Below are 17046 nucleotides of genomic sequence, written 5' to 3' on the forward strand. Positions count from 1 at the left end.
GCCCGTTCTGTTTCTCAGGTTTTTTAGTTTTTCTATTATTTAATGAACGTATCGGTCCATGCCGGGCGGTCGGGTTGTCTTCCTTCATCCAGCATCAGCCGCCAGGACTCGTCGGTCAGGCGGTCGCCGATGGGCCAGGGGAACTCGTAGTAGGAGAAAACCCCGCCCCGGGCGATGGAGAGGCCGCCGTTGCCGTTGGGCACCGCCACATATATCTCGAACACCCTGCCGGTGGCCTCCTCCAGGACGGATCCGCCGGCGTCGGTGGCCACGTCGGCCACGAGGGCCGAGTCGATTTTTTCAAAGAATCCGGCGTATCCTTCTCCATCGGCTGCGGATAACGTCAGCCATTCCAGCGTGCCGCCGATATACATGATGCGGTCGTATTCGTCCCGTTCCAGGAAAATCCCCTTGAGCTCTTTCTGGGAGACATCGAGCAGAAACACCAGAAGGCTGTCGAGACGATCGAGGATATCCGAGACGTTCTCGGTCAGAAGCGCCCGGGAGTCGAGGCCCGTTCGGGTCATCCGTGTGAGGGCCAAAAGCCGGGCGTAGACCTCCGGCTGGGGCTCCACCCAGCCGGTGATGACCGGCGGCTCCTCGCCGCCCATCTCCGCCATCACCTGCTTGGCGTAGAGGATCGTATCGTGCTTGAGCTCCGTCCACGATCCCATGGCGGTGGCAAGGTCCTTTCGCTCCCAGCTGTCATTTCTCATAAATGCGGGATACGACGCCCCCTTCTCCTCCAACAGCGGAAGGAAGGTATAGAGCCATGCCCAATAGATGGTCTGGGTCCAGGAATCCTCTTTCAATCCCGCGATCTCAGCTTTCACCTTTTCCATCTGCTCGGGATAGTTGAGGTATGCGGTCTCCCCGGTCTTTTCCAGGATGGAAAGCGCCTCGTCCGATCCCAGGGCCGCCATCACGTCGAGACCCACGGGCAGCATCCTCGGGTTTTCCAGGGTGCCGACGTTGCGGAAGATGAGCTGCTCGAAGATGTAGGCGTCCAGCACGAACCGCTGGCCCATGAAGCGAAACCCCTTGGTGACCTCATCCTCGTCCTCCCAGATGTACACCCACATGGAGTTGATCTGGGGCGGGGGGAGGGTTTCGGCCTTCTCCATGAACGCGGATAGTTTCTTCTTATCTCCCAGGTCTTTTGGGCTGAAGGATGCACCGAAGACTTCTTTCATGATGGGGCGATAGTCCGAAATCGAGAGATCATCCGATTTCCCCACCAGGAATCCTGTGGGCTCATAGACCCGCTCCCACACAGAAGCGGCGGGATCCGCCCCGACACCGGTCGTATCCATCAGATAGGTGATCAACAGGGCGGCCTTCGTCTCATCACTGTTGTCCAGGCGGAAGCACCTCCGGCCGTACCACATCATGGCCCTGAAATAGCGGGAGAGGTCCTCGCTCTTGGTGTAGTGGCCTCGGGGGACGTACTGGGAGTAATCCTCGACCTGGCCCGGGAAGAGTACGCCCTCGGACAGCCCCGTGTGGGCGTCGATTAGGGCGAGCTCCTTCGTGACGATGTCCCTCACCGGTTCGGGAATGGGGGTCTGGGGGTCCAGGAGCTTTTCCGCCACGGAAAAGTATGCCAGCACGAGCTTCGCCGTCTCCTCCATCGATGTGCCGGAAAGCTCGTTGTAGAGTTTTTCCGCATCAATCCTGAGGGCCGTGGAGAGGGCCGTGATGTCCGGCGCGAACCGCTCACGCTCCAGGTCTCGGAGGATTTTGTCGAACAGGAGGTGATAGACGTGGAGCGCCGCGTCGGTGGTGACGAAGGAAGGCTCTTCCATGTAGAACGTCTGGTCATAGAGGGGGTAGAACTCTTTCCAGTCCGCCGGTTTCACCACGAAGCCGTTGGCCTTCAGGTGTTCCATCTGGGCGGGGGTGAGATCGAAGCTGCCTGTGTTGGAGAGATCGGCGGCATCGATCGGAAGGGTGTAGCCCCGGTACGTTTCCGGGACGGTCACCGCCGGCTTATCGTACTCGGCAAACCCGTCGCTCCCAGGGTCCAGCGCCAGGGCGAGCCCCGCCGGGAGCAGCAGGAGCGCAAGCGAGCAGAGTATCAGACTTATATGAAGTATTTTCATGACGGTTTCCTCTCTCTGAAGTGCAAAAAATTATTATACCAGATTCCCCCGGCGACGTCGAAAAATGACGACTATTGCTGTTTTCACGCGCCGGACTACCACAGGACCAGGTCGTCGATGCCGTCGCCGTCTCGATCGGTGATGGAAAGACCCGTGAACCGTCCCGGAATCGGCCCCCACTTCATCACGAATCCCATGTCCTCCCACTCCCAGATGTCCACGAAGCGGGGGCGTTTGCACCATACGCCGCACCATTTCTTACCGTACTCACCCCTGATCGTCGCCACCTCGTATATGCCGTCCCCGTCCAGGTCTCCCGACGCCATGTCTTCTATCGGAAACGGCAGGGCCGACCCCGCCCAGATCTCATCACCGGTGTCCGGCTCCAGGACGATCAAATGACAGCTCATGCCGTTTTTATCTTTATAAGATGCGATGGGGCTTTCCTCCTCGTGCCAGCGCATGATGGGCCAGTCCCGCCAGGGCCGCCACACGACCACAATCAGCTCGGCCCTGCCGTCTCCGGTCACATCAACCACGGCGCTCTCCGTGATCTCCCAGCCTGTGGCGTGGGGCGGGAGGGAAAACGGTGTCGCCGGGGGGGGCTCGATATCGTCACTGAACACCGTGTCCAGCACCACAGGCTCGCCGGAGGCGAAGCCGATGGTTTGATATGTCGCCGGCGCACATCCAAAGCCGCCCATCCCCACCGACGCGCACAACAGGAGTAATACAGAAATACGTAAGACACATCGCACGGTCATTTTGTTCGGGCTTCTTTTGGTATCTGAAAGGAGCCGCTCAGGACCACCTCGCATCGGTCGTCCCGGTCGCATCGGGTAACCGACACCTCGAAGCTCTCCTGACCGATCAGTATCAGCCCGGCGTGGGAGTGCGGGGCCAGCGGGTAGAGGTCGCCCGGGTTCAGGAGGACCACGCCGCTTCGCTCCGAGAGGTGGGGGCGGTGGGTGTGGCCGAAGATGATCAGCCGGGCCCCCAGGGCGTTTCCCCGGTGTGCGAGGTCGTCCATATTTTTTTTCCAAATATCTCGGGGGGCGTAGGGATTCAGATCGAACTGGTGGCCGTGGGTCACATGACACAAGAGACCCGAAAGATCCAGGGTCGTCTCCGGGGGATAGTCCCCTCCTGTGTCCTCGTTGCCGGTCACCCCCACCGTTTGAAACTCCCCGGCTCCGGCAAGCGTTGCCAGGTCCCCCACCCCGTCGCCCGCATGAATCAGGACATCAAAGGGGGCGATGAGGTCAAGGACCTCATTCGCTCGATTTGTGTTGTGATGGGTATCGGAAATGACGGCGACCCGCACGGCCTGTGTCTCCTTCCGGGATGGGTGTCTCTGAAAATACCGTTTCGTGTCGGGGTGTGATGATTTCCCGTGTTATTCCCGCTCGAGGTCAAGGATCATGGCGGTTTCCCGGCAGTCGGGAAAATAGACGCACTTGAGGCAGTGGCTCCATATTTTGTGGGGCAGGACGGCCTTGTCGACGACGGTAAACCCGAACCGGCGAAAGAACTCCGGGATGTAGGTGAGCACGAAGATGTGGTTAACCCCCAGAGACGGGGCGTCGGCGATGCACGCGTCTATGAGCTTCCCGGCGATGCCGATATTCTGATGGGCCTTGTTTACCGCCAGGGATCGTATCTCCGCCAGGCCCCCGGTCATGGGAAGCGCACTGGATGAACCGATCGGCGGGTCGGTGCCGCCGTTGTTTTCCATACCGTGGGGGCCCCAGGTCACGTGAAGCGCCGCGGCGCCCACAACGCCGTCGTCCTCGCGGTCGAACACGAAATAGGAGCGGATTCTGTCATACAGCTCCGAGAGGGATACCGGGAGCATGTCTCCCGATTTTCCGTAGGGCTCTATCAACCGCCTCATAGCGGGTATGTCTTCGATGCGTGCTTTTCGTATCATGGTCTCTCGTGATTTCGCGGGTGGTTAGTGTCGTTTTATTCGGTACGGTATAGGGATGGGTGGGTCGGTGCGCCCGGTCATCTCGCCGTCTCGATCATTTCCTTGGCATGATTCAGGGTGGTTTCCGTGATGATCTCACCCCCGAGCATCCGGGCGATCTCCATGACCCGCTCATCCTGGGAGAGCCGCTCCACCCGTGTGATGGTTCGCGACGTATCCGCCCCGGTCCTGGCGGCGTCCTTGACCACGGAGTAGTGGGTATCGGCGAAACTGGCGATCTGGGGAAGGTGCGTAATGCAGATGACCTGCTGGTGGCTGCTGACCTGTTTCAGTTTTTTACCCACCACCTGGGCGATGCCGCCGCCGATGCCCGAATCCACCTCGTCGAAGATGAGGGTGGGGATGACCTGGGTCTGGGCGAGGGTTTTCTTCATTGCCAGAAGCAGACGGGAGAGCTCTCCACCCGAGGCGATGCGGGCGAGCGCCCTCGGCTCCTCCCCGACGTTGGGAGAGATGAAAAACTCGACGCGATCTATCCCTGTGGGGTTCGCGGCGATGCCGTCCAGGGAAAACTCCCCCTCCTTCGCTTTTCTGGTGTCGATGTTCACCACGAAACGGGTCCCCTGCATCCCCAGGGACGATACCTCCTCTTCGACCATGCGGGAAAACCGGGCGCCCACGTCCCTTCTCTGTTTTCCCAGCTCCCGGGCGTGACGAAGGGCCTCGGCCTTTACTGTTTCAATCTCCCCTTTCAGCCTTTGGATGTTCTCTTCGCTCATCTCGATGCCGGAGAGCTCAGCCTTCGCCTTCTCGGCGAAGGCGAGGATATCCGTGATTGTGCCGTCGGGGGTTTGTGCATATTTCTTTTTCAAGGACGAGATCAGGCGCAGCCGCTCCTGCACCTGGTCGAGGCGCTCCGGATCGAAGGAGACCCGGGAGGCGTATGACTCCAGCTCTTTTCCGGCATCCTCGATGCCGTACAGCGCCTCGGCGAGGGTTTCTGCGAGGGCTCCCAGGTTTTTATCGAGCTCGGCCAACTCCCGGACCTTCGACAGCGCCTCGGCGATGTTTTCGGATGCGGAGTTCTCCATGGCATACAGGAGTCGGTGGGCCTCGTCCGCGTTTTTGAAGAGCTTTTCGGCATTGGCCAAGAGCGTTCGCTCCTCCCTGAGTTCCTCCTCCTCGCCCGCCGCCAGCTTCGCATCGTCTATTTCCTTGATCTGAAACCTCAGGAACTCGATGCGGCGCTCCTTTTCCGCCTCGTCCATCCGTAATGATTCCATCTGTTCGGTCAGCGTCCGAACCCGGCGGATCAGCTCTCCGGTCTTTCGCCTGAGGGGCCACAGATTCCCGAAGGAGTCGATGATGTCGATGTGGCGATCCGGCCTGAGGAGGGTTTGGTGCTCGTGCTGGCCGGAGATGTTGATCAGCTCTTCGCCGACCTCGGAGAGGATCACGAGGGTCGTCATCGACCCGTTGATGAGTACCCGGCTCTTTCCTCCCCGGGAGATGATACGCTTGATCAACAGCTCCTCACCCTGGTCGTCGATGCCCCGCCGGGATAAAAGCTCCGTGACCGGATTGTCCTTCGGCAGATGAAACATCGCCTCCACCACCGCCTCGTCGGAGCCGGTGCGGATCAGATCGAGCTGGGCCCGGTCCCCCAATATCAGGTTGACGGCGCTGATGATGATGGATTTGCCGGCGCCGGTTTCCCCGCTCAGGATGTTCATGCCGCGGGTGAAGGTGATCCTGAGGGAATCGATGATGGCAAAATTTTGTATGGAAAGCTCCACCAGCATCGCTTATTTTCCTCCCCAGCGAAGTTTGCTGCGCAGTACCGAAAAATAATCGAGATGGGTCGGCTCCGCGAGGAGTATCTTGGTGGCGCCCCGGCTGATGGTGAGTCTCCTGTTCATCGGATATTGAAACCCCACCTGCCCGTCCAGGGTAACGAACACGTCGCTGCTTTCCGAGACGAGCTTGATATCAATGACCGCGTCCCCCGGAATGACAATCGGCCGGTTCGTGAGGGTGTGGGGACAGATGGGGGTGATGATAATGGCCGAGAGCGTCGGGTAAATGATGGGGCCGCCGGCGGACATATTGTAGCCGGTGGAGCCGGTGGGTGTGGAGATGATCAGACCGTCCCCCCGGTAGGTGGTCATGTACCTCTGGTTGATGTTGACCTTGAGGGTGATGATTCGGGCAAGCGCCCCCTTGTTGATAACCACGTCGTTCAGGGCGACATGGGGCGGTATAGTGGCGTCCTTCTCCAGCTCCGATCGGAGCGTCATTCGCTCCTCGATACGGTAGTCCCCCACCAATACCTTTTCCAGGACGTCGTAGATGTCCGGCAAAGAGATATTCGTCAGGAAACCGAGACCGCCCAGGTTGACGCCCAGAATCGGCACGCTGCTGTCCCCCACCTGTCTGGCGGCGTGAAGCAGGGTGCCGTCTCCACCCAGAACGATCACAAGATCGGACCGGCTCGTGATACTACCCGACGACACGGACTGCGGCAGGGTCATCTGGGAGGCGGTTTCCTCGTCCACGATCACCTCAATGCCGTATGTATCCAGCCAGGGGATCAGCTTGGAGATGATCTCTCCGGCCTGGGGCTTGTTTCGCTTGGCGATGATCCCGATGCGGTTGATATCGGGCCGATCGTCCTTTTTCCGGGCATTCATTGACGGTCCAATTCGATAATAACGGCAAGCACATACATACCATAGTTTCTCGAGGGTGTCCATATTCATTTTTAACCCGAGAGCGGTTGTCTTCGTCTAATTATCGTCGGTACGGTTTTTTTTGACGGGGGACAACTTCGTGTTATAATTAATATGAGTCTTTTATTTATATATCGGCGATTCATATCCATACCCGGAGAGGTGGAGGTATCCCCGGAAGATCGGGGGCGAGTGCAGAGTATGGGACATCGGGCATGAGCAAGCACAAGGATAAAAAGGCCGTCACCCCCTTCCGGCGTGAAGAATATATAACGCCGCCCCGGGTGTTGTGGCGAAGAAAGGTGTCAGAGGGGGTGGTGAACCCGCTGGCGGTGGTGGATCGATATGTCCTGTTGGAATTGGGGGATCATCTGTATGCCTTCAATGCGGTCGACGGCGCCCTGGCGGACGATACTGAATTCCACATCCGTATGCGGAACTGCCATCTCTACTACTCCTCGTTTTCCGGCCTCGATCCCCGGGATGTTCGGGGCATGTTCATGGGGCCACAGGAAACATCGGCGCTTTCGGCCAATCATGTGTACGATCTTTCGGACGGCAGCCGCGTGATGCAAAAGAGTGGTGGGACCGCCGGGGTCCCCCTCATGACCGACACACGGATTTACTACAGCTTTGTCGACAACGCGGGAGAAACCTCGGTCATCGCCCATGATCTAAAGGAGCGTCACACTCTTTGGGAACAGCGATTGATTGGTTACCAGGCGATCTTGAAATTTCCCCCCGCCACCGACGGCGAACTGCTGTTTATCCGATCCTATTCCTATCTTCATGCGTTAAGCATGCGGGACGGGGCGCTGGTCTGGTCCACGAAGCTGACCGGCAAGGAAAAGGAGGAGGGATATCGGGACATCGTCTATTTTTCGGCCCCGGTCTTTTATGACGGCGCCGTCTACCTGTTCCGAGACGAGTACATCATCCCCTATCATGTGAGGACCGGAGAGACGAATTATAATTCCTGGAGACGCTATCTCGGCTCCATCGGGCTTTCGGCCATGGAGGCGGGGCCGTCCCCCATCCTGAAGAGGGGCCGAATCTATACCGCGGGGGCGCTTTATTATATCAGCGGGCACCTGGCGGCCTTGGGCGGATCGGATATGGCGGGCGGAGACGGCTATTCCCGGGTGTGCGCGTTCGATCTGGAGATGAAACGAACGATCTGGGAGGTGGACGCAGGCGATACATCGGTAAGTCATATCGCACTGGGCGGCAAGTATCTGTTGGCGGTGGATTATGAGGGGAAGGTGATCTGTTTTTCCACGGTGAACGGGGCGATACTGTGGGGCGGAACCCTGGACGGCGGAGTGCGGGTGCGTCCGGTCTTTTTTTTCGGCAGGGTCTACGTGGCCACCGATACCGGTTGGCTCTACTGTCTCGCCCTGTAACGGGTGCATTCCCGCACGCGGCGTGCCGAACGGGCCGGGTCGAGACGGTTTTTCGAAATCCGCCTTGGGAGGGAGAGTCGCCCGCATTTCGATACACCCTGCAAAAATGCAGAGAACAGGGAAAGAGGGGGTGTGATACATATCACGGTATTTTTGTTGAAAATGTCCTATCATAGGATAGAACCAATCAAAAAACATGGGGAGGAAAGACCATGAGAAAGAATAGAAGCATGCGCCTGTTTGTTTTATTAATGGGTGCGGCGGCATTGCTCCTTGCCGGGTGTTATTCCTACGGCGGATATAACAACGGCTATTATGGGGGCAACCCGTACAACAATTACGGGCTGACACCGACGCTGAGCGGTACGTTGCTTGGCGGATTGGCGGGAGCGGGTCTGGGTGCGGTCATCGGGAATGAGAGTGGTCATGCGGAGGAAGGTGCGGGCATCGGCGCCCTGGCAGGATCCCTCATCGGCGGGACCATCGGGTATGCATTTGAAAATCAGAATCGAAGATACTACGATCAACAGTACAACTCCGAATATAACAACCGGTATTACGGAGATCCCTCCTACAACGATCCGTATTATAACGACCCCTATTACAATGATCCCTACTACAACGACCCCAACTATTACCCGTATTACGGCGGCGAATACAATACGAACAATCCTCCACGGGAAAGCTCTCCGACCTACTCCGACAACTACTACAAGGAGCAAAACCGTCGGGTTATGTCGCCGTAACGATGACGAAAAACGTACCATGGGCCCGCCGGATACGGAGGGCCCGTGTTTTTCAATGGTTTGATGAGGAGAGGTGATTATAATGAAACGTATATACAAAAAGAAGGGCAAGGGGGTAATCGTATTCCTTGCCCTGTCCCTCGCCCTCGTGTTCGGTTTGGTAAGCTGCACCTCGTCCGGCGGAGTTTCTCCCACAGTCGCGGGGGCGCTCATCGGCGCCGGCGTGGGAGCGGGCCTGGGGGCGGTTATCGGGAATGAGTCCGGCCATGCCGGAGAGGGGGCCGCCATCGGTGCCGTGAGTGGCGCGCTGGTGGGGGGCGCCATCGGCTACGCCTTCGAGCGGCAGGAACAGCAGTTCAATGACATGGGCTACGAGACGTCCCACTCCGGAAACCGAATGACGGCCTATTTCCCCAACGATGTATTGTTTGCATACGACAGCGCGGAGCTTCTGCCCGGCGCGTATTCGGAACTCCAGCGGGTTGCGGGCATCATCAACAGCGATCCGTCGGTTTCGGTCATCATCGAGGGACATACCGACAGCGACGGTACCCGGGAGTACAACCAGATGCTGTCCGAAAAGCGGGCGAACGCGGTCAGAAACGCACTGATATCCTACGGCGTCGATCCCCGCAGGATTACGGCCTACGGATACGGTGAGGACCGACCTATTGTTCCCAACGACTCGGCGCATAACAAGCAAACGAATCGTCGAGTGGAGTTGATCATGGTAGGGTCGTCATAACGGACGCCCTCCCGTATGGATCTGGAAAAGCCCTCGATATTGGGGGCTTTTTTCTAATGGCGGAGTATATTCCGTTCTGTTTTTTCTTTGTGTTCGCCCGGTATTGGTGTATGCTGATATCGTTAAAAGATATGGATATAAAATAGGCGTGGTGTAGGATTTTTTATCGAATCGTTGGCATCGGGAAGGAAATTCACCGTGTTTTCAGTGCGGTTGTTTGTTATATTGCTGGTTTGTGTGTGCCTTGTGACGCCGGCGGGCTGCGCCACTATGGGTAGGACGGGTCTTGCGGATATGGACCGCCGGGACGTGATGGATGCCGTCGATGAGTTGATTGCGGCATATGCCGCAGGCGACCCCGCAGGATTCATGGCCCTGGTCTCCGTACGGTATGCGGGCGTGTATGGAGCGCTCGAAGAGAAGATAACCGTGGATATGGCCGACGCGCCCGGGATTACCTACACCATGGAGATCGGGGAGGTGACGGTGGATGATGCGGGGAGGGTTGAGGTGGAGGTCGGGTGGGAGAGGAGCATCATGACCGATGGTTGCGCCGCCCCCGACGGCTCGGGCGTTTCGTTTCTGATATTCGATAATTTCGGCTCTGTGCTCAAGCTCACCGACCAGCGGGGCGATGCGCCGTTTCCCCCCGAAATCTGAAGGGTTGCGCCGGGCGAACGGGCAGTCGATTGACACGCGGTCAACAGGTAATATGTAATACACCGGTTTTTGTATATATCCCCGGTGTCGTGCGTGCACCCGCCCGGCACACGCACCGGGAGACGATACCATACTATCAGGGAACACGTAGAGAGGATTCACGCCATGTCAGGACATTCCAAATGGCACAGCATACGACATAAAAAGGGCATCGTGGACGTAAAAAGGGGCAAGATGTTCACGAAGCTCATCCGGGAAATCACCGTCTCCGCGAGAATGGGCGACCCCGATCCTGATACAAATCCGCGGCTCAGGACGGCCATCGCCGCTGCGAAGGCCGCGAACATGCCCAAGGATAATATCGAGCGGGCCATCAAGAAGGGAACCGGGGAGCTGGAGGGAGAGAGCTTCGAAGAGGTGGTGTATGAGGGATACGGCCCAGCGGGGGTGGCGGTCTTGGTTGAAAGCCTGACGGACAATCGAAACCGGACGGTGGCGGACATCAGATACATCTTTTCGAAAAACTCCGGGAACCTGGGGGAGAACGGTTGCGTTGGATGGCTGTTTGAGAAGCGGGGTGTGATCATCATCGAGGCCAAAGATGTGGACGAAGATGAGCTGTTAACGGTCGCCCTGGAGGCCGGAGCGCTGGATATGAGCCAGGAGGGAGACTCCTTCGAGGTGGTGTGCGAGCCGGGGGACTTCGAGACCGTCAGAGAGGCGATCGAATCCGGGGGATTCCCGATACAGAGCGCCGAGGTGACCATGATCCCCCAAAATACCATCTCTTTAGAGGGAAAGGACGCCGAAAAGATGCTCCGGCTCATGGAAGCGCTGGAGGATAACGACGACGTGCAGAATGTGTACGCCAATTTCGACATCCCCGAAGAAATCATGGAGGGACTCGATTTCTGACGAATACACCATACTGGGCATCGATCCGGGGGTGACCGTTACCGGCTACGGCGTCGTGTGTCGGGGGCGGGATGTTTCGGTTCGGGCCCTGGGTGAAATAAAGCCGTCGAGAAACGACGCCCTCTCCGAGAAACTTGCACATATTCACCGGGAAATCGAGCGGATCATCGTTGATATCAGGCCGGACGCGGTGGCGGTGGAGGGCCTGTTTCACGCGAAGAACGTTAAAAGTGCCATCAGGCTGGGCCATGCCCGGGGCGTGCTCCTTTTGGCGTCGGCCCAATCGAACATCCCGGTCTATGAGTACGCGCCCCGGGAAGTCAAGGCCGCGGCAACCGGATACGGCGCCGCCGGGAAGGACCAGGTCGGGGCGATGGTCCGGCGTTTTCTCTCTCTGGATTGTGATATCGGGGATCATGCCTGCGACGCCCTGGCGGTGGCGGTGTGCCATATGCACAACATGGGCCCCCTGGGCATGAAAAAAACCATATGATCGCAGCGCTCCGTGGAAATATCCTCTACAAATCCCTGGAGGGGATCATCGTCGATGTGGGGGGCGTGGGCTATCGAGTGCTGATGTCTCTTTCCGCGTACGCCCGCCTGCCCGGCGAGGGCCATGAGGTGTCTCTGCTGGTTCACACCAGCGTTCGGGAGAACGATATCAGCCTGTTCGGATTTCTTACCCCCGAGGAGCGTCGGGCATTTCTCGATCTCATCGGCATTTCGGGCATTGGCCCCAGGGTGGCGCTGGCGGTGCTGTCCGGCATTTCCCCCGTTGAGCTGGACGAAGCGGTGCTGGCCGGAGATATCAGTCGGTTGATGTCGGTGCCGGGGGTGGGCAGAAAAACGGCGGAGCGCATTCCCCTGGAGCTCAGGGAGAAGGTGGAAAAGCGCATCGGCACGGAAGAGGGCCGGGCGGCCGTCGGCGGGCGGCTGGGGGTGGGTGATGTCATCGACGCACTTGTGCAGCTCGGCTATCCCCGCACCCAAGCGGAGCGGGTGGTGCGGGAGGCCTCCCGACGGGAGTCCGAGGGAGATGCGTCGGATGTGGAGGCGTTATTGAAGAACGCGTTGAAGCTCTTGGGACAGAAACAGGGGTGAGGGGGGTGTCCAGGTTATGAGCGATACGAGGCTCAACAGCCCCACACCGATCGACGACGACCTTGTTTTCGAGGCGGGACTCCGGCCGAAGCGGTTGAGTGAGTTCGTAGGCCAGAAAAAAATCAAGGAGAACCTGTCGGTGTTCATCGAGGCGGCAAGGAAACGGGGGGAGGCCCTGGATCATGTGCTCCTCTACGGCCCGCCGGGATTGGGGAAAACCACCCTGGCCCATGTCATCGCCCACGAGCTGGGGGTGGGCATTCGGGCCACGTCGGGGCCGGTCATCGAACGGCCGGGGGACCTGGCGGCGATCCTGACGAACGTCGAGGAAAAGGAGCTTCTTTTCATCGACGAAATACACCGCCTGAGTCCCGTGGTGGAGGAGATTCTCTACCCGGCGATGGAGGATTATTCCCTGGACGTGATCATCGGTCAGGGACCCAGCGCCCGAAGCATCAAGATCGGGCTCGACAAATTTACCCTGGTGGGGGCGACGACTCGTGCGGGGCTCATCACCTCCCCTCTCAGGGACCGTTTCGGCGTGGTGGCGCGGCTCGATTTTTACACCGTGGCCGATCTCGAGGAGATCGTCAAAAGATCCGCTGCAATCCTGAACGTCGAAATCACCCCCGAGGGGGCCCGGGAGATCGCATCCAGGTCCCGGGGAACTCCCCGGGTCGTCAATCGACTGCTGCGCCGGGTGCGGGATTTCGCCCAGGTCCGGGCGGACGGCGTTATCGACACGGCGGTGGCCAATCAGGCCCTTGAAATGTTGGATGTCGACGAGGCCGGTTTCAACGAGATGGATCGACGGCTGCTCTTGACGATCATAGACAAGTTCGACGGCGGCCCGGTGGGGGTGGAGACGCTGTCGGCGGCGGTGAGCGAGGAAAAAGACACCATCGAAGACCTGTACGAGCCGTATCTCATCCAGGAGGGGTATTTGGATCGAACTCCCCGGGGGAGAATGGCCACCCGCCGGGCGTATCAGCACTTTAACCGATCACCGAAACAGGAGCAGAAGTCTCTGTTCGATTAAGTAACACATTTATCTTGCTATTTATGTGCAATTTTGCTACAGTCCGTATAAGCACCAGAGGAATATCTCGGTCTTTGCCCGTCGACTGATGGCTATAGAGCAAAGCAATCTCATTTAGGTTCCTGTTGGAATAAATTATATATGATACCGGGATTCAACCATAATGTACGCTATAAGGGTGTACTGTACCACGTCCAGACCGAGGATAGCGGTTCGGATAATCCCGTGGTCACCACGCTGTTATATCAGGCGGGTACGATACTCCATTCCAAACGCACGAGCTATGCGGATATCGTCAGTTCAGAGAAGATGGACGATGTCGTGCGGGAGATAATGAAAGAGCAGCATAAGATGATGCTCATGGACCTGAAAAACGGCGTGTTTGACAACGCCGGTGCGAAGCCGGCGGCGGAGGCGGTGCCCAATATTCCTCCCGAAGTGCCCGCACAGGCGGAGGTGGACCTCGGTGACGGAGGTATCTCCGAAAAGACTTTGGACGAGGTAATCCTCGATTACCTGGCGAACGAAGATACTGATTGATCGGGTGTTTTTCATTTTTATATAGCGGGACGGCGGATCAAAAAGCCCGTTATACCTGAATATCTGGATGAGGGTGGGAACGAAGAGGTTATTTTCTCTCCTCGTGGGGGCGGAAAGGATCATTTCCGATGTACTTCGGATATGGTTTTTTTTTAACCGGCATACCGGAACAGAAATCCCATGATACGCCTTAACCATGTATACAAAAATTACGGCATGGGCCCGGACGCGCTCTCGGATGTGAGCATGCATGTGGAGAAGGGTGAGTTCGTGTTCGTGACCGGTCCCAGCGGCGCGGGGAAGACGACGCTCCTCAAGCTTCTATTTTTGGCGGAGCGTCCCACGAAGGGTCAGGTATTCATCAACGGGGTGGATGTGGGTTCTCTGCCCCGAAGGAAGGTTCCCTATTTACGGCGGGCGGTGGGGGTGGTGTTCCAGGATTTTAAGCTGTTGTCCTCCCTGACGGTGCTGGATAACGTCTCCTTTCCCCTGGAGGTAATGGGGATCGGACGTCGGGAGATCAACAGGAGGGTGCGCCGGGTGCTCAAGTTTGTGGGTCTGGAGGATCGGGAACGGGCCTATCCTCTGGAACTGTCCGGTGGGGAGCAGCAACGGGTCGCCATCGCCCGCTCGGTTGTCAACGAGCCGCCCATTCTGCTTGCCGACGAGCCCACCGGGAATCTCGATTCCGAGTTGACGCTTGATATCATCCGCCTGATGGAGTATATCCACAGCAGGGGCGCGACGGTGTTGATGACCACGCACAACAAGGATATAGTCGAACGATTTCACAAACGTGTGCTGTCGCTGAAGGCGGGCAGGATCACGGCGTGATCCATCGACCCGGGTTCAGAATCGCACCGATCCCCGCACCCGTTGCGTATATGCCCGGGGTTTTCACCTGACGAAAGAGACTCTCCATGCTCACCGCACGAATATCGTATATCGCAAGAAGGGTCCTGAGAAATTTCGGGGCGTATCCAATGGTCCATTTTCTGGCGGTGATGACCATCGGCATCTCGATGTTAATACCGTCCGCCTACCTGTTCGTCTATTTCAACCTCACCGGTCTCTTGACGAAATTCGGTGAGGAGGTCCATATATCCGTCTACCTGTCCGATTTTCTCTCCGGAGACGCCACCGACTCCCTGAAGGAAGAGATACTTGCCATCAAGGAGGTCGATCGGGTGGAGTACATTACGAAGGACGAGGCGCTCCTCTATCTCTCCGAATCCTTCGGCGGCCAGGCGGATGTTCTGGAGGGCCTGGAGGAAAATCCGCTCCCCGCATCGGTGGAGGTGATGCTCAAAGAAGAGTACCGCACGCCGGATGATGTATCTCTGGTGGCGGCCAAGATCGAGCGGATGAACGGTGTCGAGGACGTGATATACGCCCAGGAATGGCTCGCCCGGTTTCATGAAGCGGTCAAGATCGTACGAATCGGCGGGATCGCCGTGGCGGTTGTCCTGTCCCTTGCGGCGGTGGCGATTATATCGAACACCATCAGGCTGATCGTTTTCGCCAGAAAAGACGAAATCGAGATCATGCGGCTGGTGGGGGCGACCCGCATGTTCATTACGACGCCGCTGGTGGTGGAGGGGATGATTCAGGGAGCGCTGGGCGCGGGCCTGGCGGTGGGGGCGCTCTGGGGGCTGTATCGATTATTTATGGAACACTATTACAGTGAATTCGGTCTTTTCTTTGGGGCCGTTGACATCACGTTTTTTCCGCATACCGTGATCCTGTATATCATATTGGGAGGCGTTCTTTTGGGAATGCTGGGCGGTCTTTTTTCTTTCGGCAGGTCGATACGAGTGTAATCGTGGAGCGACGATCGATACAAAATATACGCATGATCGTCCTGGGGACGGCGGCGGCGCTGACCGTATGTATGATGACGTCCGCGGTCGTCGCCGATGATCTCGATGAGAAAAAACAGGAACTGACGGATATAAAAAAAGAGATAGAGGAAAAAAAGGAGCGCATTCGGGAATCGAAATCCGAGGAGAAGTCGGTTCTCGAAGAGCTTCAGGAGATGGACGCGTCTCTGGAAAAGCGGGGGAGGGAACTCGTCTCCCTGGAATACGATCTGGAGACCACATCCGAGAAGATCGAGCAATTGAGCGGGCGCATCAAGGAGGTGGAAGGGGAGATCGCCCGTCTCAGGGAGCACATCGAGGTGCGCCTTGTCGCCCTCTATAAACTCAATGACGCAGGGTATGTGCCGGTGATGTTTTCATCCACCGACTATACCGACGTGAGACGACGGATGAAATATCTCTCCGCCATTGTCAAGACGGACCAGCAGCTTTTTTACGAGTATAAAAATCTGAATGACGCCCTGAACGACGACCTCGAAGAACTCGAGACGAAACGGGACGAGTTGAAGCTCTTGACCGAGGAGGTGGCCCGAAAGAAGCTGGAAATCGAGGGAGAAAAGTCGAAGCGCGGCGTGTATCTTGCGGAGGTGAAGAAGGAGAGGGGTCTCTATGAGGATGCGCTGGGGGAGCTGGAGGAATCCAAAAGGAAGCTGACCGCCCTCATCGACGAGCTGTTGGAGGAGCGGCGCAAAGAGACGGAACGGGCGAAAATGGAGGGTTCCGACCATACGTCCCCCGACGCCGGAGGGGCGTTCGCATCCCTCAAGGGAAAACTGCCCCGGCCGGTTTCGGGACCGACCATCACCGATTACGGCAAGGGTACGGACCCGACCTATAACAACCCGATATTCAACAAGGGCATCGAGATTCAGGCGGCTGAAGGGACTGATTTCATATCGGTGGCCGACGGCCAGGTCATCTATGCGGACTATTTTGAAGGGTACGGAAACCTCATTATCATCGACCACGGCGACAGCTACTATTCCATTTACGCCCACGCAAGGGACATTCTGGTCGGTGTGGACGATACGGTATCCGCACGCGAGGTTATCGGCACGGTGGGTAATACGGGATCGCTCAAGGGGCCGAATCTCTATTTCGAGATCCGCCATCACGGCAATACATCGGACCCCGATTCCTGGTTGGCTTCCCAATAGCGATTATTTTAAAATTGTGGTATGATAATCTGATAAAAAAATACACACGATAAAAAAAGCCGCGGCGGGAAATCGCCGCGTCCAGAAAGGAGACAACAG

The 17046-nt window shown here is 57.7% G+C and carries 18 protein-coding genes; 12 read left to right on the forward strand and 6 right to left on the reverse strand.

The annotated features are described in order from the left end of the window. Window positions 1–35: 35 nt before the first annotated feature. The 6 genes from JW885_06190 to JW885_06215 form a co-directional block, all read right to left on the reverse strand. Entirely contained in the window at window positions 36–2102 is a 2067-nt protein-coding gene (locus JW885_06190) for a DUF3160 domain-containing protein (protein ID MBN1881745.1), read from the reverse strand. 95 nt (window positions 2103–2197) lie between these two features. After that, entirely contained in the window at window positions 2198–2866 is a 669-nt protein-coding gene (locus JW885_06195) for a hypothetical protein (GenBank protein MBN1881746.1), read from the reverse strand. Beyond that, a complete protein-coding gene (locus tag JW885_06200) occupies window positions 2863–3426 on the reverse strand; it encodes a YfcE family phosphodiesterase (protein MBN1881747.1) in 564 nt (187 codons plus the stop codon). The genes JW885_06195 and JW885_06200 overlap by 4 nt, the downstream gene beginning before the upstream one ends. 72 nt (window positions 3427–3498) lie before the next feature. Further along, window positions 3499–4032, reverse strand: a complete 534-nt coding sequence (locus JW885_06205; protein MBN1881748.1) for a GNAT family N-acetyltransferase — start codon at window positions 4030–4032, stop codon at window positions 3499–3501. 77 nt (window positions 4033–4109) lie between these two features. Next, a complete protein-coding gene (gene recN / locus JW885_06210; protein ID MBN1881749.1) occupies window positions 4110–5834 on the reverse strand; it encodes a DNA repair protein RecN in 1725 nt (574 codons plus the stop codon). 3 nt (window positions 5835–5837) lie between these two features. After that, window positions 5838–6689, reverse strand: a complete 852-nt coding sequence (locus JW885_06215) for an NAD(+)/NADH kinase (GenBank protein MBN1881750.1) — start codon at window positions 6687–6689, stop codon at window positions 5838–5840. Window positions 6690–6976: 287 nt separating this feature from the next. On the opposite strand from JW885_06215, the gene JW885_06220 reads away from it, so the two are divergent. The 12 genes from JW885_06220 (at window position 6977) to JW885_06275 (ending at window position 16947) form a co-directional block, all read left to right on the forward strand. Then, window positions 6977–8164, forward strand: coding sequence for a PQQ-binding-like beta-propeller repeat protein (locus JW885_06220; GenBank protein MBN1881751.1), 1188 nt, complete (start codon window positions 6977–6979; stop codon window positions 8162–8164). Window positions 8165–8376: 212 nt separating this feature from the next. Then, window positions 8377–8910 carry a glycine zipper 2TM domain-containing protein gene (locus tag JW885_06225; protein MBN1881752.1) on the forward strand — a complete coding sequence of 178 codons (534 nt, stop codon included), beginning with the start codon at window positions 8377–8379 and terminating at the stop codon, window positions 8908–8910. Between the two features lie 82 nt (window positions 8911–8992). Beyond that, the gene (locus JW885_06230; GenBank protein MBN1881753.1) at window positions 8993–9655 is read left to right on the forward strand and encodes an OmpA family protein; all 663 of its coding nucleotides are present in this window, start codon (window positions 8993–8995) and stop codon (window positions 9653–9655) included. Between the two features lie 270 nt (window positions 9656–9925). Next, complete coding sequence (locus tag JW885_06235; protein ID MBN1881754.1) at window positions 9926–10315, forward strand: hypothetical protein; 390 nt, start codon at window positions 9926–9928, stop codon at window positions 10313–10315. Between the two features lie 165 nt (window positions 10316–10480). After that, entirely contained in the window at window positions 10481–11230 is a 750-nt protein-coding gene (locus JW885_06240) for a YebC/PmpR family DNA-binding transcriptional regulator (protein ID MBN1881755.1), read from the forward strand. Next, window positions 11175–11723: a crossover junction endodeoxyribonuclease RuvC gene (gene ruvC / locus JW885_06245; GenBank protein ID MBN1881756.1), complete on the forward strand. Its 549-nt coding sequence runs from the start codon at window positions 11175–11177 to the stop codon at window positions 11721–11723. The genes JW885_06240 and ruvC overlap by 56 nt, the downstream gene beginning before the upstream one ends. After that, window positions 11720–12331: a Holliday junction branch migration protein RuvA gene (gene ruvA, locus JW885_06250; protein MBN1881757.1), complete on the forward strand. Its 612-nt coding sequence runs from the start codon at window positions 11720–11722 to the stop codon at window positions 12329–12331. The genes ruvC and ruvA overlap by 4 nt, the downstream gene beginning before the upstream one ends. A 16-nt stretch (window positions 12332–12347) precedes the next feature. Continuing rightward, window positions 12348–13370, forward strand: coding sequence for a Holliday junction branch migration DNA helicase RuvB (gene ruvB / locus JW885_06255; GenBank protein MBN1881758.1), 1023 nt, complete (start codon window positions 12348–12350; stop codon window positions 13368–13370). A gap of 141 nt (window positions 13371–13511) precedes the next feature. Then, window positions 13512–13910: a hypothetical protein gene (locus tag JW885_06260; protein MBN1881759.1), complete on the forward strand. Its 399-nt coding sequence runs from the start codon at window positions 13512–13514 to the stop codon at window positions 13908–13910. Window positions 13911–14090: 180 nt separating this feature from the next. Next, window positions 14091–14744 (forward strand): cell division ATP-binding protein FtsE, encoded by a 654-nt coding sequence (gene ftsE / locus JW885_06265; protein ID MBN1881760.1) that lies wholly within the window; start codon window positions 14091–14093, stop codon window positions 14742–14744. 86 nt (window positions 14745–14830) lie between these two features. Next, complete coding sequence (locus JW885_06270) at window positions 14831–15730, forward strand: ABC transporter permease (GenBank protein ID MBN1881761.1); 900 nt, start codon at window positions 14831–14833, stop codon at window positions 15728–15730. A 2-nt stretch (window positions 15731–15732) separates the two neighbouring features. Beyond that, a complete protein-coding gene (locus JW885_06275) occupies window positions 15733–16947 on the forward strand; it encodes a peptidoglycan DD-metalloendopeptidase family protein (GenBank protein MBN1881762.1) in 1215 nt (404 codons plus the stop codon). The last annotated feature ends 99 nt before the right edge of the window (window positions 16948–17046 follow it).

The sequence above is a fragment of the Candidatus Zymogenaceae bacterium genome (genome assembly GCA_016931225.1).
GTDB lineage: Bacteria > Desulfobacterota > Zymogenia > Zymogenales > Zymogenaceae > JAFGFE01.